A 25,959-nucleotide genomic window follows, 5' to 3' on the forward strand; every position below is an offset into this window, starting at 1 on the left:
CCGGGGGGCATCATGACACATCCGAATGACGAAGACGCAAACGATCTTGGCACCAAGGAAGAGCTGAAGCGGCTGCGCCAGAAGCTTTCAGAGCTCCGCCGTAAGCTCAAAGAGGCCAAGGGCCAAACGCCAGAGCAAGACGAGTCTTCGCCGCATGTGTCGCCGCTGGCCCCGGACAGCTTTCCCGATCTGCCGCCCGTCGCAGGCGTCACCTTTGCCGCGGCTGCAGCCGGGGTGAAGTATGAAGGGCGGGATGACGTGATGTTGGCTGTGATGGAACCGGGTACAACCATAGCTGGCGTATTTACCCGCTCCGCCACGCGTTCTGCCAACGTGTTGGATTGTCAGCAGAAAGTCGGCACCGACAGTGCAGACGGTGCAGCGATCATCGTGAACTCCGGCAACTCCAATGCTTTCACCGGGCGCCATGGAGATGAATCCACAAACGCGCTGACCGCTTCGGTTTCGCAGGCGACGGGGGTTCCCGAAACGCGGGTCTTCACTTCGTCAACCGGGGTGATCGGCGAGCGTCTGCCGCATGAACGCATCACCGCCAAAGTCGGCGAACTGGTCAAAAACCAAAGCCCCGACGGGATTGAAGCTGCCGCCAAGGCGATCATGACCACCGACACATTTGCCAAAGGCGCATCCATTCAGGTTGAGATTGGCGGAGAGCTGGTCACCATCAGCGGTATCGCCAAAGGCTCGGGTATGATCGCGCCTGACATGGCGACAATGCTCGTTTACATTTTCACTGACGCCAAAATTGCGCGGGATCCGTTGCAACGCATCCTGTCACGCCTGACCGACAGCAGCTTTAACGCCATCACAGTTGATAGCGACACCTCAACCTCTGACACGCTGCTGCTGGCCGCCACGGGTAAAAGCAACGCTCCGATGATCAGCGATCTGCGGTCCGCAAACGCCAAAGCTTTTGGTGCGGCGCTGGAGCAAGTGATGCTAGATCTTGCCCATCAGGTTGTGCGCGACGGAGAAGGCGCGACCAAGTTCATTGAGGTGTCCGTTTCAGGCGCTGCCAGCGCCTCGGACGCGCACAAGGTGGCAATGGCAATTGCCAACTCGCCGCTGGTGAAAACAGCAGCAGCGGGCGAAGATGCAAACTGGGGACGGGTTGTCATGGCGGTCGGCAAGTCCGGCGCCAAGGCAGATCGCGACCTGCTAAGTATCCGGTTTGGCGACATCCTTGTGGCTGAAAACGGCTGGGTGGCAGATGGCTACAATGAAGAAACCGGCGCGGCCTATATGAAAAACCAGGAATTGGTGATCGGAGTCGATCTGGGCCTTGGCGCGGGTCATGCCACCGCATGGACGTGCGACCTGACCCATGACTACATCAGCATCAACGCGGACTATCGTTCATGAAAACAGTACTGGTGTCTGCCGTTGCCTTGATAGACGCAGATGGGCGCGTCTTGCTGGGACAGCGCCCCGAAGGCAAATCCATGGCTGGTTTGTGGGAATTTCCAGGCGGCAAAGTAGAACCCGGCGAAACCCCCGAGGTCGCGCTGATCCGCGAGCTGGAAGAAGAGCTGGGCATCAACACATGGGAAAGCTGCCTTGCACCACTGACATTTGCCAGCCACAGCTATGAAAACTTCCATCTTTTGATGCCGTTATTTGCTTGCCGCAAGTGGGAAGGGATCCCGCAATCGCGCGAAGGTCAGGCGCTAAAATGGGTGCGGAGCGAATCACTTCGTGACTACCCGATGCCAGCGGCTGACATACCGCTTATCCCGATCCTCAGAGACTGGTTGTAACGGCGATTTGACGCCGACAACGGCACGCGCACAAGCTCATCACCTATTTGCTTAAAATTTCGTCTCTTTGGGCGCCTGTGTGTGAACTTTTTAAGATGAAATTTTATCTGAATATAGTATTGTTTCCTTAGCGTCACATACTCTTTGGGGGAGAGCAGGATATGATTAAGACAATCACAATGGGAAATTACATTTCCGTTCAGGGTGCCTTTGTGCGCAAACTGGGCAATGGAAATGTACAGGTCCGCGTGGGTGAGCGTCTTTTTGAAGGCCGTCCGGTCAGCACCAAAAAGACCGCTTAACTTAGCGCCAACCATACGAAAAAAGGGACGACCCGCTGGGCCGTCCCTTTTTTATTGCGGTCACTGGATCGAAGAAGATCAATCCAGAGAACGTTCTACTTCTTCGCGTTCGAAAATCTCGATCACGTCACCAGCACGGATATCGTCGTAGTTTTCGAATGCCATGCCGCATTCCTGACCCGACTGAACCTCTTTCACTTCGTCCTTGAAACGCTTGAGCGTTTTCAGCGTACCTTCGTGGATCACAACGTTGTCGCGCAGCAGACGCACACCGGCGCTGCGGCGTGCGACGCCTTCGGTCACGATACAACCAGCTACCTTGCCCACACCGGTAACCTTGAACACCTCTTTGATCTCGGCATAGCCGATAAAGTGTTCGCGGATCTCGGCGCTCAGCAGGCCCGAGGCGGCGGCTTTGACGTCATCCACAAGGTCATAGATGACCGAGTAGTACCGAATCTCGACGCCCTTTTGGTTGGCCGCGTTCCGGGCCGGGGCGTTGGCACGGACGTTAAAGCCCATGACCGGCGCGCCCGAAGCCTCGGCCAGACCGATATCGGATTCGGTGATCGCACCCACACCCGTGTGCAGAACGCGCACGCGTACTTCGTCGTTGCCGATCTTTTCCATCGCCTGAACGATGGCTTCGGCTGAACCCTGTACGTCGGCCTTCACCAGAACCGGCAACTCTGCCACGTTCTGATCTTCTTTGGCCTTGGCCATCAACTGGTCCAGCGTCGTCGCGGCACCAGCAGCAGCACGTTTGTCTTTGGCAGCTTGCTCGCGATATTCGGCAATTTCACGGGCCTGTGCTTCGGTTTCGACCACGTTCAGAACGTCACCCGCTTCGGGTGTGCCGTTCAGGCCCAGAACCTCGACCGGAACCGAAGGCCCGGCCTCGTCGACACGATCACCCTTGTCGTCAACCAGCGCACGTACTTTACCCCACTGCTCACCAACGACAAAGATGTCGCCCTTACGCAGGGTGCCGTTTTGCACCAGAACGGTGGCAACAGGGCCGCGACCCACATCCAGCTGAGCTTCGATTACAGCACCCGAGGCAGCACGCTTCGGGTTGGCTTTCAGCTCAAGGATTTCAGACTGCAGCGCAATCGATTCCAGCAGCTCGTCCAGACCTTGGCCGGTGTGGGCCGAAACTTCGACGTCCTGAACCTCACCCGACATGGCTTCCACGATCACTTCGTGCTGCAACAGCTCGGTGCGGACCTTCATCGGGTCGGCCTCGGGCTTATCGCATTTGTTGATCGCCACGATCATCGGCACATCAGCCGCTTTGGCGTGGTTGATTGCTTCGATGGTCTGCGGCATGACGCTGTCATCCGCGGCCACAACCAGAACCACGATGTCCGTCACCTGCGCACCGCGGGCACGCATGGATGTAAACGCGGCGTGGCCCGGCGTATCCAGGAAGCTCAGAACAGCGCCGCTGTCGGTTTTCACCTGATAGGCACCGATGTGCTGGGTGATGCCACCGGCTTCGCCCGATACAACCTTGGCGTTGCGGATCGCGTCCAGCAACGAGGTTTTACCATGGTCAACGTGGCCCATGATGGTGATCACCGGCGGACGCGGCTCCAGATCTTCAGCAGAATCATCAACCGTGTCGATTACGTCTTCCACATCGGCGTCCGAAACACGCACAACCTTGTGGCCGAATTCTTCGACGATCAGTTCAGCAGTGTCCGCATCCAAAGATTGGTTCTGCGTCACCATCATGCCCATGTTCATGAGCGATTTCACGACATCCGCCACCCGTTCGGCCATACGGTTGGCCAGCTCTGACACCACGATGGTTTCGGGAACCTGGACATCGCGAACAACCTTTTCGCGCTGTTCGTTGCCGCCCATGGCCTTTTGGCGCATGCGCTCCTGTTTCCGCTTCATCGCCGCGACCGAGCGATGACGTCCGTCACCCCCTGACAGCGCCTGATTAACGGTCAGCTTACCCGAGCGACGGTTGTCGCCGCGGTTCTTGTTGCGATTCTGACGGTCGTCCCGGTTGTCACGTTCACGGTCCGTCTTGCGCGGAGTCGGCTTGCCGCCGCCACGCGGTGCATCGGCGGTTTTGGGCTCTGCCGGCGCTGCGGGCGCAGCCGCTTCAGCTTTCTTGGCCGGAGCCGCTGCCGCGCGCTTCTTGGCCTCTTCGGCTTCGCGTTTCTTACGCTCTTCTTCCTCGGCCTTAGCCTTGGCGCGTTCTTCACGCTCGCGTTCTTCGCGTTCCTTGGCTTCTACCTCGGCACGACGGCGCTTGCGCTCTTCGTCGCGGCGCTTCTCTTCGTCTTCGCGACGCTGGGCTTCTGCGGCCTCGTTAGCCTTAGCAGCCTGAAGCGCCTTAAGACGGCGTTCCATTTCTGCGTCCGAGATCCCTGCCGGGCGTTTCGAAGGGTCGCCAAGATGGGCGGCACCAGAACCACCCTTGCCCGCACCGGGCTTGGGTACGACAACGCGCTTGCGCTTGGTCTCAACCACGACATTCTTCGTCCGCCCGTGGCTGAAGCTCTGCTTCACCTGCCCCGAACGCGGCCCGCCGCGAACACCAAGAGTTTTTTTGCCGTCATTATCGCTCATGTGGTCTTTACACCTTTCCGGGGACCTGTTCCCCGTTCATCATCTTGCGGACGCCTGAAAGCTTGGAGGCATCCTCTACAACACGTTTGGTGAGTCCGCCAGCCGCAAGCGCGCCATGTATCACATGTTCGCGGCCGAAAGCCAAACCCAATTCCTCGGCGCTCAAGCAGCCGATAAACCTATTCTCGCCGTCAGGCGCACGCAGTTTCGTTTTTCCACGTGTCGACCCGTCACTGGCCTGGATCAGAACGCGGGCTTCTTCTGTCAAAAGCCAGCCTTTGACCTTTTCAAACCCGCACACCGCCAATCCCGCTTTGCGCGCCAACGAGATTCCGTCGATCACGCGCTTAGCCAGCTGCGCTTCAACCTGACCAACAAGATCGTCGGGCAGGTTTACCGCTTGCTTAGCGCCCCGGGCGAAGAGCCGTTTCTTAACGGCCAGGTCCAAGGCTTCGCGATTGGCGGAAACCCAGATCCCCCGCCCGGGCAACTTGCCCAGAATATCCGGCACGATCAGATCGCCCGGCCCAACAACAAAACGGATCAGCCCCGCACGAGGCTGAGTTTCACCGGTGGCAACACATCGCCGTTCCGGTTCATCCCGTTTTACGTTTTGGCCACCGCGACCCAAGACGCACCTCCGAGACCATTAGGCCTCGGCCTCCTCTTGGGTTTCCTCGCCTTCTTCAGCGTCTGCGGCTTCCAGCTCGGCCGGATCGACCCAGCCCAACGAAATACGCGCGGTCATCACCATGTTTTGCGCTTCTTCCAGGCTGACGTCGAACTTTTCCAGCACACCGTCATCCTTGACGCGCTCGCCATCAACGGTGGTCCAGCCGCCGGCCAGTTCCCAGTCAGCACAGGTGGCGAAATCTTCCAGCGATTTCACGCCATCTTCGGCCAGCGCCTCGATCATTTGGGGTGTCAGACCTTCGAATGCAACCAAGCTGTCCTCGACGCCCAGCGCACGGGCATTTTCCAGTGCCTTGCGGTTCTGCGCTTCCAGATAGTCACGCGCACGGGCCTGCAGCTCGTCAGCAGTGCTTTCATCAACACCGTCAATCACCAGCAGTTCGTCTTGCTCGACATAGGCAACCTCTTCGAGGTTGGTGAAGCCTTCCGACACCAGCAGCTGAGCAAAGAATTCATCCAGATCCAGAGCATCCATGAACAGCTGGGTACGTGCAGCGAATTCGGCCTGACGACGTTCCGATTCCTCGGCCTCGGTCATGATGTCGATATCCAGACCCGTCAACTGGCTGGCCAACCGGACGTTCTGACCACGGCGACCAATGGCAAGGCTCAACTGATCGTCGGGCACAACAACTTCGATGCGTTCGGCCTCTTCGTCCAGAACCACCTTGGACACTTCAGCAGGCTGAAGCGCGTTCACAAGGAAGGTCGGCTGATCTTCGTTCCAAGGGATAATGTCGATCTTTTCACCCTGAAGCTCATTCACAACGGCCTGAACACGGCTGCCGCGCATACCAACACAGGCACCAACAGGATCAATCGAGCCATCAAAGCTGATCACAGCAATCTTGGCGCGCGAACCGGGGTCACGGGCCACGGCTTTGATCTCGATGATGCCGTCATAGATTTCCGGCACTTCCATCTTGAACAGCTCTGCCATGAACTGCGGATCGGTGCGGCTCAGGAAAATCTGCGGGCCGCGCGTTTCGCGGCGCACATCCTTGATGAAGCAGCGGATACGGTCGTTCGGGCGATAGCTCTCGCGGCCGATTTTCTCGTTGCGGCGCAGGATGCCTTCGCCACGGCCGATATCGACGATGACGTTGCCGTATTCTTCGCGCTTCACAACACCATTGATGATGGTGCCTGCACGGTCTTTGAACTCATCATACTGACGGTCACGTTCGGCTTCACGGACCTTCTGCAAGATCACCTGTTTGGCCGACTGCGCCGCGATACGGCCCATCTCAACCGGCGGAACCTCGTCACGCAGCTCGTCACCCACGGCAGGGTTTTCCATGTATTGCTTGGCCTGCTCGACGGTCAGCTCGGCCTGATAGTTTTCAAGCTCTTCGTCTTCGACCACCGTGCGCACGCGGGTAAAGGTCGCTTTGCCGGTCTTGCGGTCGATCGACACGCGAATGTCCATCTCGGCGCCGTAACGCGACTTGGCAGCGCGGGCGAGGCTTTCTTCCATCGCCTGCACGACCAGATCGGGGTCGATCATCTTTTCGCGGGCCACGGCCTCGGCGGTCTGCAACAGCTCCAGCTGGTTTGCGGAAGTAATTGCCATGGTCTCACTCCTCCTCGGAAGCGTCGGTTGTTTCAATATCGTCAAATGCGTCTTCGTCGACGATGCCAGCGGCCTTACGTTGCCGCAGCATCTCGCGGATCAGCTCGTCGGTCATCACCAGCTTGGCGTCGGACAGCCAGTCGAACTCAAGCCCGATGGTCACGTCTTCGCCCTGATCGTTGATGGTGATCAGAACTTCGTTGCCCTCAGTTCCGGCAAGTTCGCCCTTGAAACGACGGCGGCCGTCGATCAGCTCGGTGGTTTCGATCTTGGCCTCGTAGCCGTTCCAGACATCGAAATCCTTCAACCGCGTCAGCGGGCGGTCGATGCCGGGGCTTGAAACCTCAAGGGCGTAATTGTCTTCGATTGGATCTTCCACATCCATCACGGCCGACACGGCGGTCGAGATTTCAGCGCAATCATCCACTTCAATCCCGCCCTCGGGGCGTTCAGCCATGATCTGCAACGTGGCGGTCTTGCCGCCCATCAGGCGTAGGCGCACAAGCTCATATCCCATGCCCTCGATGACGGGCTGGATAATCTTGGCCAACATGCGGTCGATGGCAGCTTTGGCGATCAGGTCGTTCATGGGTTCCAATACAAAAAAACGGGCCGCGCGGCCCGTTGTTTAATCCGGTGGAGCGTCGATCCGGAGACCAGCGCGCCGCTGTTGAGAAGGCATATACGCCCTTGAGTCCGAGTCTGCAAGAGGGTGGTGAGATTCACCTTTAATATGGACAAACGCAGGTGTCCCCATGATTGTGATCGCTAACAGGGAGCCTGCAATGACCTATCAACCCGCCTCCGACCGCTATGACCTGATGATTTATCGCCGCTGTGGGCGCTCTGGGCTCAGCCTGCCTGCGATTTCTTTGGGGTTGTGGCACAACTTTGGCCATGACACGCCACATGACACCAAGAAAGAAATCTGCCGCACGGCATTTGATCTTGGCATCACCCACTTTGATCTGGCCAACAACTACGGCCCGCCCCCGGGCAGCGCTGAAGAAGCCTTTGGCGAGATATTGCGCACTGATTTCGCCGGACACAGGGATGAACTGATCATCAGCTCCAAAGCCGGGTATGATATGTGGCCCGGCCCATACGGCGAATGGGGCAGCCGTAAGTACCTGATCGCCTCGTGCGACCAGTCCCTTAAGCGCATGGGGCTGGACTATGTCGATATTTTCTATTCGCACCGTTTTGACCCGGAAACGCCGCTGGAAGAAACCATGGGCGCATTGGATCAGATCGTGCGGTCCGGCAAGGCGCTCTATGCCGGGATTTCCAGTTACAATACCCAGCGCACGCGCGAAGCGGCTGCCATTCTGAACGATCTGGGCACGCCCTGCCTGATCCACCAGCCCAGCTACAACATGCTCAATCGCTGGATTGAAGAGGATGGGTTGACCGACTCGCTCGACGAATTGGGAATTGGATCAATCGCTTTTACACCGCTGGCGCAGGGCTTGCTTACCGGGAAATATCTGAACGGCATTCCCGAAGGCAGCCGGGCGACACAAGACAAATCGCTGTCTGCAGACTGGCTGACCCCGGATGTAATCGAACGGCTGAACGGATTGAACGATATCGCCGCTGCGCGTGGTCAGACTTTGGCACAGATGGCGATCGCCTGGGTCTTGCGCGAAGGTCGGATTACAACGGCCCTGATCGGTGCGTCTCGGGCGGGTCAGGTCGAAGATTGCGTTGGAGCGATTGGCAATCTGGCCTTCTCGGACGCAGAGCTGGGCCAAATCGACACTTTGTGCAAAGCGCCTGACATGAACCTTTGGGCGCGTTCGTCTGAAATGTAACCTGGCACGCTTGAACGCCCTGCAACTGTAGCGCGCAAAATGCTGCGAATCCCTGTATCCTCAGGATGCTAGATAGGAGGAGCTAATGGTCACAGTTCAGGGCATCGGCGGATTTTTCTTCCGGGCTAAAGATCCGGCCGCTTTGGCAGATTGGTATGAAACTCATTTCGGAATTTTGCGGGTTCCTGCTGATTATGACAGCCCCGTCTGGCGGCAAAATGCCGGCCCGACGGTCTTTGCGCCCTTTCCCGAAGACAGCGAGTACTTTGGAACCCCGGAAAACCAGTGGATGCTGAACTTGCGCGTCGATGATCTGGACGCCGCCATCGGTGCGCTGACCGCTGCTGGCATTCCTGTCGACCCTGACCCAAATCCTTATCCAAACGGGCGTTTCGCCCATGTCACCGACCCAGAAGGCAATCGTATCGAACTGTGGGAGCCGCTTTAGTCGCCGCTCTTCCAACCCGCATCACGGTGACTACCATCGCAATAGGGTTTGTTGCCCGATTGTCCGCATCGGCACAGCACAAACTTCTCAGCTGACAGGCCGACGGCGGTGGCGTCGGTTTCGATCTCGACCTGACTAACCCAGTAGGGACCATCTTTTTGAATTTTGATCCGGGTTTCTGTATCCGTCCGGGTTTCAGGCGGCGTGCCCATCTGCAACGCGCCCGATGGGCAGGCGGCAATCACGGCTTCGACCTCGGCTACGGTACCATTGTCCGGCTGCACCCAAGGTTTTTGCGACGGGTCAAAGATGTGTTTGGCCAGTTTACCGCATTGGGCGGCATGGCTGCACAAGCGCGGATTGAAGCTGACGGTGATCTCTTGCCCTTCGTAGGTAAAGAAGCGATCCGGCCCCTCGGGCGTCCCCCCGCGAGATTTGAACCCGGCGTCCTTGTGCGAGCCATCACAAAAGGGTTTGTTCCCGGACTTGCCGCAACGACACAGCGCCATCACCGGTTTGCAGTCGACTGCATTACCATCGGCATCTGTCAGGCTGGTCAGCCCACGCACCATCAGTGGGCCATCTTCGCGTTCTTCGATCTTAGCTTTGTCAGACATTTGATCCTCCTTGCTGACATGGCTGATCAAAAGCCTAACATACCCGCCTGTCTTTGTACGGCCCGCGTGGTGCGCAGCAGCTGCGCGGTGATGCCCGGCTCTGACAAGGCGTGACCCGCCAAAGGCACCATGGACAGTTCCGCCCGGCCCCAGTTTTCGGCCAATGCCCAGGCCGCGCGCGGCGGGCAGACCATATCATACCGCCCTTGAACGATGGTCGCCGGGATATGCGTGATCGCCGACACATTGCTTAGAATTTGCTGATCCGGGGCAAGCCACCCACCGTTGTGAAAATAGTGATTCTCCAGCCGGGCAAATGCACGCGCGTATTCAGCGGGCGCGTCCCCCATAAATCCTTCGTTGTCGATCGAGGCCAGGGCATTCTCCCATGCCGTCCAAGCCTTGGCATAGCGAATTTCCAAAGCGCGATCGCCCGAAAACAGGCGTTTATGATAGGCGTCCACCATATCCCCGCGCTCGTCCTCGGGGATCATGCCTTCAAAGCGGGTCCACAGGTCGGGCCAGAACTGCCCAACGCCGCCACGATAGAACCAGTCCAGTTCGCCTTGTGTCATCAAAAACACGCCGCGCAGCACCAGATAGGCCACATGTTCAGGGTGCGTCTGCGCATAAACCAACGACAGGGTCGCGCCCCAACTGCCGCCGAAAACAACCCAACGATCGATCTCCAGCAAATTGCGGATATGCTCCATGTCCGCCACAAGATGCCATGTGGTGTTGTCATCGACACTGGCATGCGGGCGCGAACGGCCACAGCCGCGTTGATCAAACAGGATGATCCGGTATTCGCTGGGGTCAAAGTAGCGCCGCATCGCCGGGCTACATCCCCCGCCGGGCCCGCCATGCACCACGACCACCGGGATGCCATCCGGGTGACCGCACTGTTCCACATACAGCGTGTGGCCATCGCCCACATCGACCATCCGCTGGTCATAGGGCTCCAGCGGAGGATACAGCATCTGGGCTGCGCTTTTTTGGCCTGCGGACTTATCCATTTGCGCTCTATATAGTTCTGTATCAAAGCATGTCAGGGTGTTATCCCACATGACCGGACCGGAGGCCCAGATGCAAGCCCAGCAAACAACAGTTGATGCCGCCGAAGTGGCAAAGTTCGAAGCCATGGCCGCCGAATGGTGGGATCCAAAAGGCAAGTTCAAACCGTTGCACATGATGAACCCGGTGCGACTGGACTATATCACAACTCAAATCGCTGCCGAGTTTGACCGCGACCTGACGCAACCAGAACCGTTCAAGGGCTTACGCTTGCTGGATATCGGCTGTGGCGGCGGGCTTTTGTCTGAGCCCATGGCGCGGCTGGGTGCCACTGTGGTGGGCGCGGACGCGGCCGAGCGCAACATTCCCGTCGCGCAGGTCCATGCCGAACAATCTGGGTTGGACATTGATTATCGGTTCACCACAGCCGAGGCCATGGCCGAAGCCGGTGAACAATTCGATGTGGTGTTGAACATGGAGGTGGTCGAGCATGTCGCAGACCCGCAAGCCTATCTGGATGCCTGTGCCGCACTGCTAAAGCCCAGCGGGCTGATGCTGTGTTCCACCATCAACCGGAACCCCAAAAGCTATGCCATGGCAATTTTCGGGGCCGAGGTGGTGATGCGCTGGCTGCCCAAGGGCACCCATGAATGGCACAAGTTCATCACCCCCGAAGAACTGTTTGACCTGATCACCAAAGCCGGGCTGACCCCGGTGGACCGCAAGGGATATGTTTTTAACCCGATCAGCTGGCGTTGGTCGATTTCAGACCGCGACCTCAGCGTGAACTACGTCACCGCCAGCGTAAAACCAAATCAGGACTGAGTCTCAAACTTCTGCCGCAGCGCACGCAGAACCGGCAAAGCAACGCGGACGTTTTCGATCCCGATGTCATCGACAACTTCGGCAATCATCGGGGCGATAGATTGGATCGCAACGTCGCGCGCCCTCCGCCCTGCGGGGCTGATCGCCACCAGCTTACGGCGGGCATCATCCCAATCAGGGCGGATATGGATATGCCCGGCCCATTCAAGTTTTGACAACGTGTTGGTCATGGCCCCGCGGGTGACATGAAAAGCCTGCGCCAATTGAGCGGGGGTACGCTCTTCGCCGACCCGCGCCAGATGGTTCAAAACCGAAAAGTGGCTTAGCTCCATCCCTTTGGGAAGGGCTTTTGACAGCTGACTACGCGCCAGCTGATCAGACATAAACAACTCACCAAAAAGCGAGATCGCAAGATTTTCGGAAGTTTCACTCACTTAAGGGGCCTTAAACTGACGGTCGTGAACCAACGACGGAACACGTTCGCGCGCTTGTGCCACTTCATCTAGGTCCAAATCAACGAAAACAATGCCGGGTGCGTCATTGGCGCGCGCAATTATCTTGCCCCATGGCGAAATTACCATGCTCTGCCCGAATGATTTGCGCGGTGTACCTTGTGAAATATTATGTTCGCCCGTCTGTGCGGGCGCCATCACGAAACACCCGGTTTCTATGGCCCGGGCACGTAGCAAAGTCTCCCAATGTGCGGCGCCGGTGACGGGATGAAAGGCCGCTGGGACTGTCAAAATCTGCGCTCCTGCCTTGGCCAGAGCACGATAGAGCTGCGCAAACCGCAAATCGTAACAGATGGTCATACCGATCTTGGCAAAGTCGGTTTTCGCCAATACCGCCGCATCCCCGGGCCGATAGCCATCTGACTCCCGGAAACTGTCGCCCTTGCCAATATCGACATCAAACATGTGAAGCTTGTCGTACCGGGCGCAGATGCTGCCATCGGGGCTGATCAGAAAAGACCGATTGGCAAACCGCCCGTCCTCATCATGGGTTTTCAACCCCAGTGACCCGATCAAAACCCATACGCCCAGCGCTGCTGCCTGCTGACGCAAGTCGGCAAGCATTGGGTCGTCTTCCTCGTGCCGCAGAACGGCGCTTTGGTGGCGTCGCGAGGTTGAGACGCAATTGGTAACCTCAGGCGTCAGAATGAAAGAAGCTCCGCCTTGCGCGGCCTCCTGTACCATTTCCCGGACCATCCCAAGATTCGCCGCAGGATCATCGCTTGAGCAGATCTGCAGCAGAGCAGCGCGCATGGCTTACCCCTCCAGCATCGGGTCCAGCTTGCCCGAACGCTCCAGGGCATAAAGATCATCGCAGCCGCCCACATGGGTACCGTTGATAAAAATCTGCGGCACCGTATAGCCGCCGTTGGCGCGGGCCATCATTTCCTGCCGTTTGTCGGAATCGGTGGAAACGTCAATCTCGGCAAAGCTCTGGTTTTTGCTGCCCAGCAACCGTTTCGCAGAGTGGCAAAAGCCACAGGTGCGTGTGGTGTAAATTTCGATAGTCGGCATGTGAATTCCCATCAGTGTCTTGGGGAATATAGGGGCTTATGGCAGTTTCGCAACGCGTGCCAAAACCAGAGTGGACACTGACGCGGCACCTACCGCCATGCAGGCCTCCGCACAGGCCGATAACGTCGCGCCCGAGGTCATCACATCATCAATCAACAATACCGGTTTACCTTCGACCCGGTGCATTTGCCGAGGGGACATTCTGATCGCCTGCGCGATATTGGCGAACCGCTGATCAACCCCTTTACCGTCCTGCGTCTCTGTCGCGCGCACGCGCATCAGCAGATCGGGGCAATGGACCAAACCCATCGCGTCTGCCACGCCCTGCGCCAGCAAGGCCGACTGATTATAGCGGCGCTTCAACAGCCGCCAACGATGTAAGGGCACCGGCGCGACAATCATACCATCCAGCTTCAACGGTGCGCCGGCTTGCGCCATCCAACTTGCGGCAGGACGGGCCAGTTCGGCCCTGTCCCCATGTTTTAGCGATAGCACCAACTTACGGCCAGTGCCCTCGTACATCACCGCCGCCCGCCCACGCGTCCAGGGCCGCGCGGTTTTCAGACAGTCATCACATTGTTCAACACTGCCATCCCCATCGCCCGGCAACGGCACACCGCAGCTATCGCATACCAGACCAGTGATAAAATGCGCTTCGCGCCAACATGTTCCGCACAAGGCAAAATCACGATCAACAAGCTCCCCGCAACCAATGCATTGCGGCGGAAAGATCGCATGAAGGGCACTTTGCATTCCCATGGCGGGGCCTCTAAAACTCTGCACGAAGGAGCCCGTATGACTCATCCGCCTATTTTGACAGATCGCACCGCGCTTGATCGGTTCCGAGCGCGCGCCAGCGCGATGGATAATCCTGCGCTATTCCTCCAGCAGGATGCGGCTGACGAGATTCATGAAAGGCTCATGGAGGTTAACAGAACCTTTACGACGCCAGCGATCGTGTCTGGTTTTCCGCAGGTATGGGGCAATCTGCTGCCCGGCATTCGCCATGTTGCGGACGGCGATGTCCTGAATCTTCAGGAAGGCGCGCATGATCTGGTGATTCACGCGATGTGCCTGCATTGGTCAAATGATCCGGTCGGACAACTGGTACAATGCCGGCGCGCCTTGCAACCTGACGGCCTGTTTCTGGGCGTGTTGTTCGGCGGTGGCACCCTGCAGGAATTGCGCGCGGCTTTGGCCGAGGCCGAAGCCACGCTGACAGGCGGCCTCTCGCCCCGAGTCGCGCCTATGGCGGAACTGCGTGATCTGGGCGGTTTGCTGCAACGCGCCGGGTTTGCCCTGCCCGTCGCCGATGGCGCGGCGCGCACGGTAACCTACCCTTCACCGCTTCATCTGATGCAGGACCTGCGGGCGATGGGCGAAGGCAACGCGCTGGATCAACGCCACCGCGCGATACCACCACGCGCTCTGTTTCCAATGGCTGCGCAACTCTATCATCAAGCGCACGGTTTGCCGGATGGCCGTATTCCGGCAACGTTTGAGACAATCTTTATGACAGGTTGGGCGCCCGATGACTCGCAACCGCAACCACTTAAGCCCGGATCAGCCCAGATACCGCTTGAAGACGCCCTGAACCGGTTGCGTAACAAAGAGCGTGATTGACCCAGACACAAAACCGTCTATTTCCTGTTGGAAATGAGCCATCATAGCCGGAGAAACGATGCTGGACGCCAAGCCGGGAAGCACCTCGCACGCCCCTAAAGACCACCCGCCCATTCGCCGCGAAAAAGTCGGTGTGCTTCTTGCCAATCTGGGCACGCCCGATGGCTATGACTATTGGTCGATGCGACGCTATCTGAACGAATTTCTGTCGGATAAACGCGTGATCGACTATCCCAGTTGGAAATGGCAGCCGCTATTGCAGCTGATCATCCTGACCAAACGCCCTTTCAGCTCGGGCGAGGCGTATAAATCCATCTGGAACGAAGAAGAGGGCGAAAGCCCCCTGATGACCATTACCAGAGATCAAACCAAGGCGCTGCGCTCCAAGCTGGCACAGACCTATGGCGACAATGTCGAAGTTGATTTCTGCATGCGCTATGGCAACCCGTCGACCAAATCCAAGGTCCGCGAGATGGTTGAAAAGGGTTGCACAAAGATTCTGTTCTTCCCGCTCTATCCGCAATACGCAGGCGCAACCTCGGCCACTGCGAATGACGAATTCTTTCGTGCGCTGATGAAAGAAACTTGGCAGCCTGCCGCCCGCACGGCGCCCGCTTACTTTGACCGTCCTGATTATATTGATGCCTTGGCCAAATCGATTGAGGCCGCGTATGCCGACGCCGAAGAAAAGCCCGAACTATTGGTCGTTTCCTACCACGGCATGCCCAAGCGCTACCTGATGCAGGGAGACCCGTATCACTGCCAGTGCCAGAAAACGACGCGCCTGCTGAAAGAGCGCCTGGGTTGGGCTGATACCGAGATCAAAACCACCTTCCAGTCAGTCTTCGGTCCCGAAGAATGGCTGCGCCCCTATACGGTTGAGGAAGTCGCCCGTCTGGCCGCGGAAGAAGGCAAAAAACGCATCGCCGTGGTCGCGCCCGCTTTTTCGGCCGATTGCATTGAAACGCTGGAAGAGATCAACGAAGAGATCAAAGAAAGCTTTGAAGAAGCAGGCGGGGAAAGCTTTGTCTACATCCCCTGTCTGAATGCCGAACCGGCGCATATCGAAGTTCTGGCCAATATCGTACAAGAGAACCTGAAAGGTTGGATCGACTGATCCCAACCTTCACGCAACAAAAAAGGCGGTGCATTGCACCGCCTTTTTCGTTTGATTTGGTGTGCAGCTTAAGAAGCAGCAGCAGCAACCAGAACCAGGAACAGCAGCGGAACCAGCAGGCCACCGGACGAAGAAGAAGTTTCTTCGATCATGACTTCGGGTTCGATGATCGGATCATCCATACCACCAGCGAAAGCAGTGGAAGCGGCAACCGACAGTGCAGCAGCAAGAGCAAGTTTCTTCATTTTTCCCTCCAGAAATTACGCATCAGCCATTTGACCAAGGCGCACTCAAGACTGTGTTTGTATCTTTCACTAAGCAGCCCAAAAAAGAAATAGCAACCAGCGTTTTATTTTGCGGCGCAAAGTGGGCAATTTGTCGTCAAATCAGCAACACTTGGCTGCCGACCTTCGCGTAACTGAACAGCTCGGCAATATCTTCATTGTACAAACCAATGCAGCCGTTCGACGAACGACGCCCGATTTTACGCGTATCATGGGTGCCGTGGATACGATAATATGTCCAGCTGAGGTAAAGCGCGTGCGTCCCCAAGGGGTTATCAGGACCGGGGCCCACATAGTCCGGCCATTCGGGGTTGCGCTTCTTCATCGACGGTGTCGGACGCCACGAAGGACCATCGACTTTGCGCACCACAGAGGTGCGGCCCAGCCGGGTCAGGTCATCTGACAGCGGCACGGATGTGGGATAAAGCTTATAGGTCTGCCCATCCGCGGACCAATAATGCAACGCGCGTGACGTCGTATCCACCAGGATCGCCCCATTGCGCAGGTTTGAAAAGTATGGCTCCCAGTTCAGCGTGCGGAAACTGGAAATATTTCGGCGTACCGAGGTTTCACCACGACCCGGCTCTTGCTCGATTTCGACGGTTTCGCCCGTGTCCTGCGCGAGCGCGGGCGCGGCCAGACCGCTCAGGGACGCTGCGCTGCCTGCCAAGAAGGCACGACGGCTGGGTTGAATGAACTTACTCATTTTCTCGTTGTCTCCACAGAACTCTGCCAATTCACGCGGATGTTATGGCCTTCAGGCCTCAGTCGCAAATCAAAGACGCGTTAGAGCGGATTTGTGCCGGTAAGCGTTTGATCGATACAACGCTTCACGCTAAGGCTTGGGCGAAAACCATGGGTGGAAATACATGAAACGTCTTGTTGCACTTGCTTTTGTTGCTGTCTTGGGTGTGGCCGGTTGTACCGCGCCAGAAGCTCAGCTGGGGCCGGATGGCAAACCATTGCCCCGGGTGTACCGAATTTCTTCCGGTGACGTTTCAAAAATCCAGTTCCGCTTACTGGATTCGGTCAATGCGCTGCGGCAGGCGCGCGGCGTCTCGCCCCTACAATTGAATGCCGCACTGAATGCCGCCGCAGCCACGCATGCGCGCGATATGTCGGTTCAAAACCGCCCCTGGCATTTCGGGTCTGATGGCTCTTCGCCGCTGGATCGCGCGACACGTGCAGGCTATCCGGGTATGTTGCTGGGCGAAAACATCTCAGAGACCTTCGAGACCGAGCTGGAAACACTGGCCGCTTGGATGCAGATGCCCGATACCGCGAACGTGGTGCTTGATCCGAACGCCCGCGATCTGGGCTTTTCTTTCTATCAGGAATCAAACGGTAAAATCTGGTGGACCATGGTCACCGGCGATGGCAGCGCCGCACTCAGCGTGCCCAGCACCGGCAGTTAATCACGGAAAAATGTCGATTACTGTACCGTTGTTGACCATCGCATAGATTTTTTCCATCTGACCATCTTTGACAGAGATGCACCCTGCCGTCCAATCCGGGCCCTTGCCACGGTTTTTCTTGGCGCGACCATGGATAAAGATGTCTCCCCCCGGGGGCTTGCCCAAGGCAGCGGCCTCGGCCCGGTCCTGCGCATTGGGATACGAGATGCCCAACGACAGATGGAACGCACTGCGCGGATTGCGGCGGTCAATGTAATACCGTCCTTCGGGCGTTTTCCCATCGCCTTCGATCTTTTTGTCGCCTATAGGGGCAAATCCAAGTTCGATCTTATACTTTTCAAGAATTTCGTCGCCATGCATCAGATACATGCGCCGATCTTCCTTCATAACGACAATACGAGTCACCTCTGGGCCATTATAGGACAAAAATCTTGGCCCGCTGCTGCAACCAATCAGCAGAAGACAGACCGCCATAGCGGCAAGAACGCGGAAATTGTGAACCATAAGCTGCTCGTTTCGTTTTCGCGCAAAATACAGCATTCGGCGCAGGTTTTCACCCACAATTGCGTGAGAATCGCGCCACAAGCTCTACATGGGTGGACCACCGAAACTGATCCACGACTTGCACCCAATCCAAGCCATACCCGGCATCCAGCAGTATCCGGGCATCCCGCGCAAAACTAACCGGGTTGCACGATACAGCCGCGATTACCGGCACTTGCGCATCCGCCACCGCACGTATCTGTGCTTCTGCTCCGGCGCGGGGCGGGTCAATGACCACGGCGTCAAACTTGCCTAGTTCATCCGGCAAAAGGGGCTGGCGAAAAAGGTCGCGCACCAACGTGGCGACGTGGCGCAGGCCCGGTGTGGCGCGCCAAGCTGCATCCAACGCTTGCAAGGGGGCGGCCTCGGCCTCTACCGCCAGAATTTCTGCGTCACTCGCCAATGACAACGCGAAGGTTCCACAGCCCGCAAACAGGTCAACAACACGCGATGCATCCCCGACGGCCTCCTGCACCGCGGCGACCAATGCCGACTCGCCTTGTGGCGTGGCTTGCAGGAACGCGCCGGGCGGAGGAACAACGCGGGCCTGCCCAAATCGCTGGTACGGGGCACGCCGGGTTGCGATCGGCTCTGCCTCCCACGACAAGCGTGCAAGATCAGCGCGATCCGCCAATTCCCCTAAGCGAGTCAACATATCCAGATCCGTGGCTTTTGCCCCGCGTACATCCAGATCAACACCACCTTCCGACATGGTCAGGGCAAAGCCGATCTCACCCTTGCGCGACCCGGCCATTTTGGTGATTTCCGCAAGAACAGGGACTGTTTTCAGAAGATCGGGATGCAGTAGTTTACAATCGGGCACCTCGACAACCATATCCGAGGCGCGGGCGTGAAACCCAACCAACGCGCCCGATTTGGTACGCCGCCCATGCAAGGTAGCGCGGCGGCGACTGTTTGGAGGCGAGGTTTTGATCGGACGCATCCGCGCCTCGATCCCGCGCGCGGCAAGACCGGTTTTTACGATCCCCATCTTCCAATTCGCCACAAAGTCATCAGCGGCATGCTGCATTGCGCAGCCCCCGCAGTTCTTAAAGTGACGACACGGGGCCGAAATACGATGCTCTGACGGGGTGACCACCCGTTGTTTGCCCGTATCTGCATCAAGCACGATCACTTCACCGGGCAAAGTACGGGGCAGCTTTTGCCCGGCCTCAGATTGGCCAAATCCATGTTGATCAAGATGGGTAATGGTGACTTCGGTCATGGAATTCTCTGGCTTTTGCGCTGAGTTAGTGACGTTCAGCCGTTCACGACGGCAGGTTCATCGCACAGCTCTTCGGGATCCAACCCGATGAACCCGCCCGACTGGCGCTCCCAATAGCGGGCATAAAGACCCCCTATCGCCAATAGCTCTGTATGACTGCCTTGTTCGACGATGCGGCCTTCATCCAGAACGATGATCCGGTCCATCTGTTTGATCGTCGACAAACGGTGTGCGATGGCCAGAACGGTCTTGCCTTCCATGACCTCTGACAGGGCCTCCTGAATCAACGCCTCGACTTCGCTATCAAGAGCCGAGGTCGCCTCGTCCAGAACCAAGATCGGCGCATTCTTCAAAAAGGCACGCGCCAGAGCAATGCGCTGTCGCTGACCGCCGGACAATTTCACGCCACGCTCACCCAGGTGGGCATCATAGCCCCGGCGCTCTTGCTTATCTTGCAATTCCTCGATGAACTCATGCGCGCGGGCCTGCTGTGCGGCGGCAATCATCTGTTCGTCGCTCGCTGCTGGATTGCCATAAAGGATGTTGTCGCGGGCTGAGCGATTAAACATTGCCGCCTCCTGCGTAACCATTCCGATCTGGCTGCGCAGGCTTTCTTGCGTGACTTTCGACACATCATGCCCATCAATCAGAATTGCGCCTTTTTCGGTGTCATAGAGCCGTAAAAGCGCCGCGACCAGCGTGGATTTCCCGGCCCCCGAGGCCCCAACAATTCCCAGCTTTTCACCCGGTGCAATCGTCAGGCTGACATCACGCACACCGCCCACGTCCCGGCCATAGGTAAAACTAACCCCTTCGAACCGAACCTCTCCATCGACAGAGGGCAGGTCCTTCGCACCGGGGACATCCACCAAGGTGTGCGGCGGGCTGAGAGTTTTCATGCCGTCTTCAACTTCGCCCACATGCGAATAAATCGCCATCAGCGAAAAACTGACCCACCCGGTCATCTGGGCGATGCGAATAGCAATCGTGCCCGCAGCAGCAATATCACCCGCAGTGGCGCCGCCATTGCTCCATAACAGCAACGCCCCGCCAATCAGCAAAACCGGCAGCGTCCCTGCCAATGTTGTCAAAGACAACCGGAATTGGGCCGACGTCACGCCAAAACCCAACGCTTTGTCGCGGAAAGTCTCCATGGCATTCAGCGCCTCGCGGTCTTCGTGTTCGGACAACGAAAACAGCTTTACAGTTTTGATGTTGGTGATCGTATCCACAACCTGCCCGGTCACCGCCGAACGGGCACCAGCGCGGGCGCGTGACTTGGCCCGGATACGTGGCATGAACCAATGGATCAACGCCAGATACAGCACCATCCAGATCGCCAAAGACAGGCCAATCCGCCAGTCAATCAGCGCCAACAACGCCGCCGACCCAAGGATCGAGGCCAGTGCATAGGTCATCACGTTGATTGTATCGACCGCAACGCTGGTCAACGCGCTGGCAGTTTGCACCTGCTTTTGCGCGATGCGGCCAGCGAAATCTTCGTCAAAGAAGGTGACTGACTGGCCCAGCGTCCAGCGATGCAAGCGGGACAGAACCAACATGTTCAGGTTCGGCGTCAGCACGATCGAGTTCATTGCCGCAGAGGCCGCCATCAAGATGGGCCGCGCAAACAGGAAGAAGCAAACAAACCCCATAACCAATGGCCATTTTTGCGCAAAGAAATCCTGTGGCCCGGTTTCCAGCGCCGTGTCGATTACCGTGCCCAGAAGGAAGGCTGTCGCGACCTCTGTGAATCCCGTTGCGATAGCCAAAATGGTGGCCAGCCCCAAAACCGGAAAAGCGCCGCGCAATGCCCAGCGCACAAAGGCCATCAAGGTTTGCGGCGGTGGCCCCTCGGCCGGGCGAAACGCGTTGATCATACCAGCCAGTTTCATTGTGCCGCCTCTGTTCCAATGAATCCGCCTGATTGATGCGCCCAGAACCCGGCATACAACCCACCCTGCGCCAGCAGGTCTTCGTGGCTGCCTTCCTCGACAATTCGGCCCTCGTCCAGAACGACAATCCGATCCATATGCGCAATGGTCGACAGGCGGTGCGCAATCGCGATCACCGTCTTTTCCTGCATCACATCGTAAAGCGTTTCCTGAATGGCTGCCTCCACCTCGCTGTCGAGCGCCGATGTGGCCTCGTCCAGTACCAAGATAGGTGCGTTTTTCAGAATGACACGCGCCAGGGCAATCCTTTGTCGCTGCCCGCCTGAAAGTTTTACGCCACGCTCGCCCACCTCGGCGTCATACCCGGTGTTGCCTGCCGGGTCTTGCAGATCCCGAATGAACGTGTCGGCCTGAGCCTGACGCGCCGCGGCAAACAATTCTTCGTCGGTGGCTTCGGGCCGACCATACAGGATGTTATCCCGGATAGACCGATGCAGCAGCGAGCTGTCCTGGCTGACCATACCGATCTGCCTGCGCAAGCTTTCCTGAGTCACTTGCACAATGTTCTGACCGTCAATCTCTATCGACCCACCTTCGGAGTCATAAAACCGCAGCAACAGCTTTACGAGCGTCGACTTGCCAGCACCAGACCGGCCCACCAACCCAACTTTTTCACCGGGTTTCAGCGTCAGGTTCAACGCCTGAATGCCACCCCTTTCGCGCCCATAGTGATGGGTGACGTTGGTAAATCGCACTTCGCCAGCCTTCATCTGCAGCGGCTTGGCGCCCGGCGCATCCAACAGCGCAATGGGCTGCGAGATCGTCTCCATCCCCTCAGCCACAACCCCGAGATTGCGGAAGAAGGAAGACAGCGCCCACATGATCCAGCCGGTCATCGCATTCAGTCGCAAAGTCAAAGCGGTGGCGGCAGCAACGGCGCCCACATTCGCCGCGCCCTGAATCCAAAGCCAGACCGCCCAGCCCACAACGCCCACGATCAGGAATCCGTTGATTGCCGTCAACATGATGTCCATCTTGGTAAAAATGCGCATCTCGGCCGAAAACGTCTGCCGCGCCTGCTCAATCGCCTCTTTGGCATAGCTTAGCTCTTGGTCGTGATGCGCGAACATCTTGACCGAGTGAATATTGGTATAGCTGTCCACTACGCGTCCGGTGATCCGCGAACGAGCATCCGACGAGGCCTTAGAGGCAGGGCCAACCGTCTTATGTGTCCACTTCACCAAAGCGGCATAAAGCACGAACCAGATGATCAATGGCAGGGCAAGCCGGGCATCTGCATTGGCCAGCAGAATGCCCGCACCCACCAGATAGGCCAGCGCAAACGCCAGTGCGTCGAAGATTTGAAAGATCGCATCGCCCGCAGCGGGCGGGGTTTGCATAATCCGGTTAGCGATCCGCCCCGCGAAATCGTTTTCAAACCAACCGACCGATTGGCGCAAAACCTGCGCATGTGAACGCCAGCGGATCAATGTGCCAAAATTCGGCAGCACGGTGTTGTTTAGCAGCAAAACGTCCAGCCCCTGCAGCAGGGGCCGTAAGATCAGGATGAACAAAGCCACACCGATCAATTCCAAACTATGGTTTGACACGATTTGCGCCGGGGTACTGCTGGAGAGCAGGTTCACCAGACGCCCCATGTAAGAAATCAACCAGATTTCAATTGCTGCAACAACGATAGAAGTCAGCGTTGCAAACACAAACACCTTTCGAAACGGGCGCGCATACGCCATCAGAAACGGCCAAAGCTTGTCAGGCATTTGGTCGGTGTGCGGATAAGGCGCGTAGGGGTCGATCAGGTTTTCGAAGAACCGGAACACGGGAACAAACACTCTTTGCTATCGCTTCAGCATATAGACCCAGTTGGGCCGAACGTCGAGCAACAGCTGGGTAACGGGCTAGGCCAGCAGCTCCGCCCGGGTCAGCATAAAGCCCGAGTCAATCCAACGCTGTTCAAGCTGTTTTAGTCGCGCACCCAATGCTGGGCCTGACAGCTCTGGCATCAAATCTGCGGCTTTGATGGGAAACTCTGCGGCCTGCCCCGCATCAATTTGTGCCTGCCAGTCAGCTGGGGGCGGGGTTTCAAAGCTGGCCCAGCGCAACAAGACCACATCATGGGCCAGTTGCGGATTCTCGCGATACGCCAGTTCAGCCGGGGGGACAGATGAACCAATGGCGCCGCGCAGCAGCGCCAGTCGTTTTGCCTCGGCCCGGCTCAGCTTCAAGCGCCGCGCCGCATCTTCACCACCAAGCGCGGCTAAACGGCGGATTGGGTCAGAGGGCTGGTGCTCTTCCACGTGTACCAAAATGGGCAAGGTTTTAGCCGTCGCGCCTGGCAGAACCTGGCCCAAAACACCTGCCTGTTCCATTGCTGCGACGCTGGGGGCCGGATCGGCGGCGGACAGAAGTTTTTTGACTTCAGCACCAATACGTTCACCAGAAAGCGTCTCTATTCCGGCTGAATTCTCTGCACAGGCGGCAAGGCCTTCGGGCTCCATCCCCTCATTCGGGTCGCCGTACCAAGCGTGAAACCTGAAGAACCGCAAAATGCGCAGATAGTCTTCCTTGATCCGGGCATGCGCATCGTCAATGAACCGGACCTTGCGTGCTTTCAAATCTGTCAAACCACCCAATGGGTCGATCACATCGCCCAAGGGTGTGGCGTAAAGCGCGTTCATGGTGAAATCGCGCCGATGGGCATCTTCTTCGGGCGTGTCCGAATACGCAACGACAGCCCGCCGCCCATCCGTTTCAACATCACGTCTGAAGGTCGTGATTTCATGCGGGATGTGATTTGCGATCACCGTGATCGTTCCATGATCAATCCCGGTCGGAACGGCGTGCAGGCCCGCCTTTTGCGAGATCTCTATCACCTGATCAGGTCGCGCATCCGTGGCGATGTCTATGTCAGACACGGGCGCGCCCAACAAAGTGTTTCGAACGCAGCCGCCGACAAACAGCGCCTGAAACCCAGCATCGACCAGCACCGAACAAACGGTTTGCGTCTCAGATCGCGCAAGCCACTCTGCGGTCAGCCGGGTCACGAGGACATCCGATCGGCCAAACCACGCAGAATCCGCGCGGTGGCACCCCAAATGTAATAGGGGCCGAAAGGCACGGTGTAATAGTGCCGCTGCTGCCCCATCCAGCGTCGCGATTGAACGATGAACCGCTCCGGATTGGTCACATGGTCAAAGGGGGTAAAGAAAACCTCTTCCACTTCGTTTTCTTCGGGAAGCGGGTGAAATTCGTCTCTAATGAGGCCCAAAATGGGGGTCACCGTGAAACTTGTAACGGTCTCATGGGTCGGCAATGTGCCCAGAACGTCGACGCTGGCGGGGTTAAGCCCGATCTCTTCTTCTGCCTCGCGCAGGGCGGTGGCTGTCAGGTCGGCGTCGCCCTCATCCTGTTTACCCCCTGGAAAAGCAATTTGCCCAGGGTGGTGTTTCAAGCGCGAAGAGCGTTTGGTCAAGACCACGGACAATCCCGCGGGTTTTTCAATCAGGCCAACCAACACGGCAGCATGGCGCAGTTTACGGCCCTCAGGTGGGCGATAATTCGGATTCAGGTCAAAATCAGAAGAGGCCCCGCCCGGAGCTGCCAAGGCCGTTTTCAGGCGGGTTAGAGCCTCATTCGTCACCTGAGCCCTCCGTCGCTTCAAAACCCAACGAGGCAGGATTCAGCTCATAGTGGGCGCCGCAGAACTGGCAGTCGGCGGTGACCAGCCCATCCTCGGTGGTCATGTGCGCGATGTCCTTGGCCGAGTAAATCGAAAGGCTCTCGCGCACCCTATGTTCTGAGCAGGTGCAGCCAAATTTCACGGGCTGCGCATCAAACACGCGCGGCTCTTCTTCGTGAAACAATCGTACCAACAAATCAGTCGAAGAAACCGACGGGCCAATCAGTTCCAGATCTTCAACGCTTTCCAGCAAAATGTTCACGCGATTCCAGTTTTCGGCAGCCTCGCCCTCCAGAACATCTTCGGGTTTGAGCAGCCCCTGCTCACCGGTGCCGCCTTCGCTGGCAACAAAAGGTGAAGCCTTGGGCATATGCTGCACCATAACGCCCCCCGCGCGCCAGGTTTCCTTGCCGCCGGCCAATTGCGAACGCCCGTAAGATAGCGCGAAACGCGTCGGCAGTTGCTCGGACTGCGCAAAATAGCTTTGGGCGCAGCTCGCCAGCGATCCGCCAGCAATAGGTGTGATGCCCTGATAGGGCACCATGCCTTCGCCCTGATCAATCAACACGGCCAGATAGCCTTTGCCGATCTGTGAAAATGGCGCTGCCTTGTTGTCAATCCGGTCTGCATCATAGCTGGCATAAGCCCGAACGCGTGCAGGTTCGCCGTCTTCCGTAGGGCCGTAGTAATCGGTCGCAATCAAGCGTGCCGGTCCGTCACCACGCACTTGAAGCGAAAGCTTCCAGCGAAGCTTGATGGTTTGACCGATCATAGCGGTTAACAATGCGGCCTCGGCAACAAGCGCCTCGATCACCGGTGGGTAATCGTGCTGTGCCAGAACCTGATCCAACACGCCATCAAGGCGCGCGACCCGGCCGCGGATATCGCTGCGGTCAAGTTGAAACGGAAGGACGGTATCGTCCCAAGCTATTTGTGATCCGAGTGACATGGGGTTTCCTTGTGCGCCTTTGCTTGGCATAC

The 25,959-nt window shown here is 57.7% G+C and carries 28 protein-coding genes; 9 read left to right on the plus strand and 19 right to left on the minus strand.

Annotation, left to right across the window (positions count from 1 at the left end; translation table 11 throughout):
* Nucleotides 1–12: 12 nt before the first annotated feature.
* The 3 genes from argJ to ATO10_RS16505 all read left to right on the plus strand — a co-directional run bounded on the left by argJ (nt 13) and on the right by ATO10_RS16505 (nt 2,080).
* Complete coding sequence (gene argJ / locus ATO10_RS06075) at nt 13–1,383, plus strand: bifunctional glutamate N-acetyltransferase/amino-acid acetyltransferase ArgJ (RefSeq protein ID WP_081806444.1); 1,371 nt, start codon at nt 13–15, stop codon at nt 1,381–1,383.
* Nucleotides 1,380–1,778, plus strand: a complete 399-nt coding sequence (locus tag ATO10_RS06080) for a (deoxy)nucleoside triphosphate pyrophosphohydrolase (protein ID WP_035249416.1) — start codon at nt 1,380–1,382, stop codon at nt 1,776–1,778. Before argJ ends, ATO10_RS06080 begins: the two co-directional genes overlap by 4 nt.
* A gap of 161 nt (nt 1,779–1,939) precedes the next feature.
* Entirely contained in the window at nt 1,940–2,080 is a 141-nt protein-coding gene (locus ATO10_RS16505) for a hypothetical protein (RefSeq protein WP_035249418.1), read from the plus strand.
* 78 nt (nt 2,081–2,158) lie between these two features.
* Here the strand turns inward: ATO10_RS16505 and infB are convergent, their stop codons facing one another.
* From infB to rimP, 4 genes are read right to left on the minus strand one after another with little or no spacing between them, the layout of a single operon-like run.
* Nucleotides 2,159–4,669: a translation initiation factor IF-2 gene (gene infB / locus ATO10_RS06090; RefSeq protein ID WP_035249420.1), complete on the minus strand. Its 2,511-nt coding sequence runs from the start codon at nt 4,667–4,669 to the stop codon at nt 2,159–2,161.
* A gap of 7 nt (nt 4,670–4,676) precedes the next feature.
* Nucleotides 4,677–5,300, minus strand: a complete 624-nt coding sequence (locus ATO10_RS06095) for an RNA-binding protein (RefSeq protein ID WP_035249422.1) — start codon at nt 5,298–5,300, stop codon at nt 4,677–4,679.
* An 18-nt stretch (nt 5,301–5,318) separates the two neighbouring features.
* Nucleotides 5,319–6,935 (minus strand): transcription termination factor NusA, encoded by a 1,617-nt coding sequence (nusA, locus tag ATO10_RS06100; RefSeq protein WP_035249425.1) that lies wholly within the window; start codon nt 6,933–6,935, stop codon nt 5,319–5,321.
* A 4-nt stretch (nt 6,936–6,939) separates the two neighbouring features.
* The gene (gene rimP / locus ATO10_RS06105; protein WP_035249427.1) at nt 6,940–7,524 is read right to left on the minus strand and encodes a ribosome maturation factor RimP; all 585 of its coding nucleotides are present in this window, start codon (nt 7,522–7,524) and stop codon (nt 6,940–6,942) included.
* Nucleotides 7,525–7,720: 196 nt separating this feature from the next.
* Between rimP and mgrA the strand changes: the two genes are divergently transcribed.
* Both mgrA and ATO10_RS06115 read left to right on the plus strand, forming a co-directional pair.
* The gene (gene mgrA, locus ATO10_RS06110; protein ID WP_035249429.1) at nt 7,721–8,749 is read left to right on the plus strand and encodes an L-glyceraldehyde 3-phosphate reductase; all 1,029 of its coding nucleotides are present in this window, start codon (nt 7,721–7,723) and stop codon (nt 8,747–8,749) included.
* An 85-nt stretch (nt 8,750–8,834) separates the two neighbouring features.
* Nucleotides 8,835–9,197 carry a VOC family protein gene (locus ATO10_RS06115; RefSeq protein ID WP_035249432.1) on the plus strand — a complete coding sequence of 121 codons (363 nt, stop codon included), beginning with the start codon at nt 8,835–8,837 and terminating at the stop codon, nt 9,195–9,197.
* On the opposite strand, the gene ATO10_RS15920 is transcribed toward ATO10_RS06115, so the two are convergent.
* Nucleotides 9,194–9,814, minus strand: coding sequence for a CDGSH iron-sulfur domain-containing protein (locus tag ATO10_RS15920; protein ID WP_051597981.1), 621 nt, complete (start codon nt 9,812–9,814; stop codon nt 9,194–9,196). The genes ATO10_RS06115 and ATO10_RS15920 overlap by 4 nt on opposite strands.
* A gap of 26 nt (nt 9,815–9,840) precedes the next feature.
* On the minus strand, nt 9,841–10,830 hold the full coding sequence (gene pip / locus ATO10_RS06125; protein ID WP_035249434.1) for a prolyl aminopeptidase: 990 nt from the start codon (nt 10,828–10,830) through the stop codon (nt 9,841–9,843).
* A gap of 70 nt (nt 10,831–10,900) precedes the next feature.
* Here pip and ubiG point away from each other — a divergent pair, with 70 nt between their 5' ends.
* Nucleotides 10,901–11,653: a bifunctional 2-polyprenyl-6-hydroxyphenol methylase/3-demethylubiquinol 3-O-methyltransferase UbiG gene (gene ubiG / locus ATO10_RS06130; protein WP_035249436.1), complete on the plus strand. Its 753-nt coding sequence runs from the start codon at nt 10,901–10,903 to the stop codon at nt 11,651–11,653.
* On the opposite strand, the gene ATO10_RS06135 is transcribed toward ubiG, so the two are convergent.
* Genes ATO10_RS06135 through ATO10_RS06150 form a run of 4 tightly spaced genes read right to left on the minus strand, consistent with a single transcriptional unit; the run spans nt 11,644 to nt 13,938 of the window.
* Nucleotides 11,644–12,036: a MarR family winged helix-turn-helix transcriptional regulator gene (locus ATO10_RS06135; protein WP_051598002.1), complete on the minus strand. Its 393-nt coding sequence runs from the start codon at nt 12,034–12,036 to the stop codon at nt 11,644–11,646. The two genes, ubiG and ATO10_RS06135, sit on opposite strands and share 10 nt — an antisense overlap.
* A gap of 51 nt (nt 12,037–12,087) precedes the next feature.
* Complete coding sequence (locus tag ATO10_RS06140) at nt 12,088–12,918, minus strand: carbon-nitrogen hydrolase family protein (protein ID WP_035249440.1); 831 nt, start codon at nt 12,916–12,918, stop codon at nt 12,088–12,090.
* 3 nt (nt 12,919–12,921) lie between these two features.
* Nucleotides 12,922–13,179, minus strand: coding sequence for a glutaredoxin 3 (gene grxC / locus ATO10_RS06145; RefSeq protein ID WP_035249441.1), 258 nt, complete (start codon nt 13,177–13,179; stop codon nt 12,922–12,924).
* A gap of 36 nt (nt 13,180–13,215) precedes the next feature.
* Nucleotides 13,216–13,938, minus strand: a complete 723-nt coding sequence (locus tag ATO10_RS06150) for a ComF family protein (RefSeq protein ID WP_035249444.1) — start codon at nt 13,936–13,938, stop codon at nt 13,216–13,218.
* A 36-nt stretch (nt 13,939–13,974) separates the two neighbouring features.
* On the opposite strand from ATO10_RS06150, the gene ATO10_RS06155 reads away from it, so the two are divergent.
* Nucleotides 13,975–14,802 carry a methyltransferase domain-containing protein gene (locus tag ATO10_RS06155; protein ID WP_035249448.1) on the plus strand — a complete coding sequence of 276 codons (828 nt, stop codon included), beginning with the start codon at nt 13,975–13,977 and terminating at the stop codon, nt 14,800–14,802.
* 58 nt (nt 14,803–14,860) lie between these two features.
* On the plus strand, nt 14,861–15,919 hold the full coding sequence (gene hemH / locus ATO10_RS06160) for a ferrochelatase (protein WP_035249450.1): 1,059 nt from the start codon (nt 14,861–14,863) through the stop codon (nt 15,917–15,919).
* Between the two features lie 68 nt (nt 15,920–15,987).
* On the opposite strand, the gene ATO10_RS16510 is transcribed toward hemH, so the two are convergent.
* Together ATO10_RS16510 and ATO10_RS06170 are read right to left on the minus strand one after the other, a co-directional pair.
* Nucleotides 15,988–16,164, minus strand: a complete 177-nt coding sequence (locus ATO10_RS16510) for a hypothetical protein (protein ID WP_035249453.1) — start codon at nt 16,162–16,164, stop codon at nt 15,988–15,990.
* Nucleotides 16,165–16,300: 136 nt separating this feature from the next.
* Nucleotides 16,301–16,909: a L,D-transpeptidase gene (locus ATO10_RS06170; protein ID WP_035249455.1), complete on the minus strand. Its 609-nt coding sequence runs from the start codon at nt 16,907–16,909 to the stop codon at nt 16,301–16,303.
* A 163-nt stretch (nt 16,910–17,072) separates the two neighbouring features.
* Between ATO10_RS06170 and dalA the strand changes: the two genes are divergently transcribed.
* Entirely contained in the window at nt 17,073–17,618 is a 546-nt protein-coding gene (gene dalA, locus ATO10_RS06175) for a divisome-associated lipoprotein DalA (protein WP_035249456.1), read from the plus strand.
* Here the strand turns inward: dalA and ATO10_RS06180 are convergent, their stop codons facing one another.
* From ATO10_RS06180 to hslO, 7 genes are all read right to left on the minus strand, one after another.
* Nucleotides 17,619–18,092: a L,D-transpeptidase family protein gene (locus tag ATO10_RS06180; protein WP_081806455.1), complete on the minus strand. Its 474-nt coding sequence runs from the start codon at nt 18,090–18,092 to the stop codon at nt 17,619–17,621. It abuts the gene before it with no gap.
* Nucleotides 18,093–18,171: 79 nt separating this feature from the next.
* Nucleotides 18,172–19,386, minus strand: a complete 1,215-nt coding sequence (locus ATO10_RS06185) for a class I SAM-dependent RNA methyltransferase (RefSeq protein ID WP_035249458.1) — start codon at nt 19,384–19,386, stop codon at nt 18,172–18,174.
* 35 nt (nt 19,387–19,421) lie between these two features.
* On the minus strand, nt 19,422–21,281 hold the full coding sequence (locus ATO10_RS06190; protein ID WP_035249460.1) for an ABC transporter ATP-binding protein: 1,860 nt from the start codon (nt 21,279–21,281) through the stop codon (nt 19,422–19,424).
* A complete protein-coding gene (locus ATO10_RS06195; RefSeq protein WP_035249462.1) occupies nt 21,278–23,119 on the minus strand; it encodes an ABC transporter ATP-binding protein in 1,842 nt (613 codons plus the stop codon). Before ATO10_RS06195 ends, ATO10_RS06190 begins: the two co-directional genes overlap by 4 nt.
* A gap of 78 nt (nt 23,120–23,197) precedes the next feature.
* The gene (locus tag ATO10_RS06200) at nt 23,198–24,343 is read right to left on the minus strand and encodes a CCA tRNA nucleotidyltransferase (protein WP_035249464.1); all 1,146 of its coding nucleotides are present in this window, start codon (nt 24,341–24,343) and stop codon (nt 23,198–23,200) included.
* Nucleotides 24,340–24,939, minus strand: a complete 600-nt coding sequence (locus ATO10_RS06205; protein ID WP_035249466.1) for a CoA pyrophosphatase — start codon at nt 24,937–24,939, stop codon at nt 24,340–24,342. The genes ATO10_RS06200 and ATO10_RS06205 overlap by 4 nt, the downstream gene beginning before the upstream one ends.
* Nucleotides 24,929–25,927 carry an Hsp33 family molecular chaperone HslO gene (gene hslO, locus ATO10_RS06210; RefSeq protein ID WP_035249470.1) on the minus strand — a complete coding sequence of 333 codons (999 nt, stop codon included), beginning with the start codon at nt 25,925–25,927 and terminating at the stop codon, nt 24,929–24,931. The genes ATO10_RS06205 and hslO overlap by 11 nt, the downstream gene beginning before the upstream one ends.
* Between the last annotated feature and the right edge of the window lie 32 nt (nt 25,928–25,959).

The sequence above is a fragment of the Actibacterium atlanticum genome (genome assembly GCF_000671395.1).
GTDB lineage: Bacteria > Pseudomonadota > Alphaproteobacteria > Rhodobacterales > Rhodobacteraceae > Actibacterium_D > Actibacterium_D atlanticum.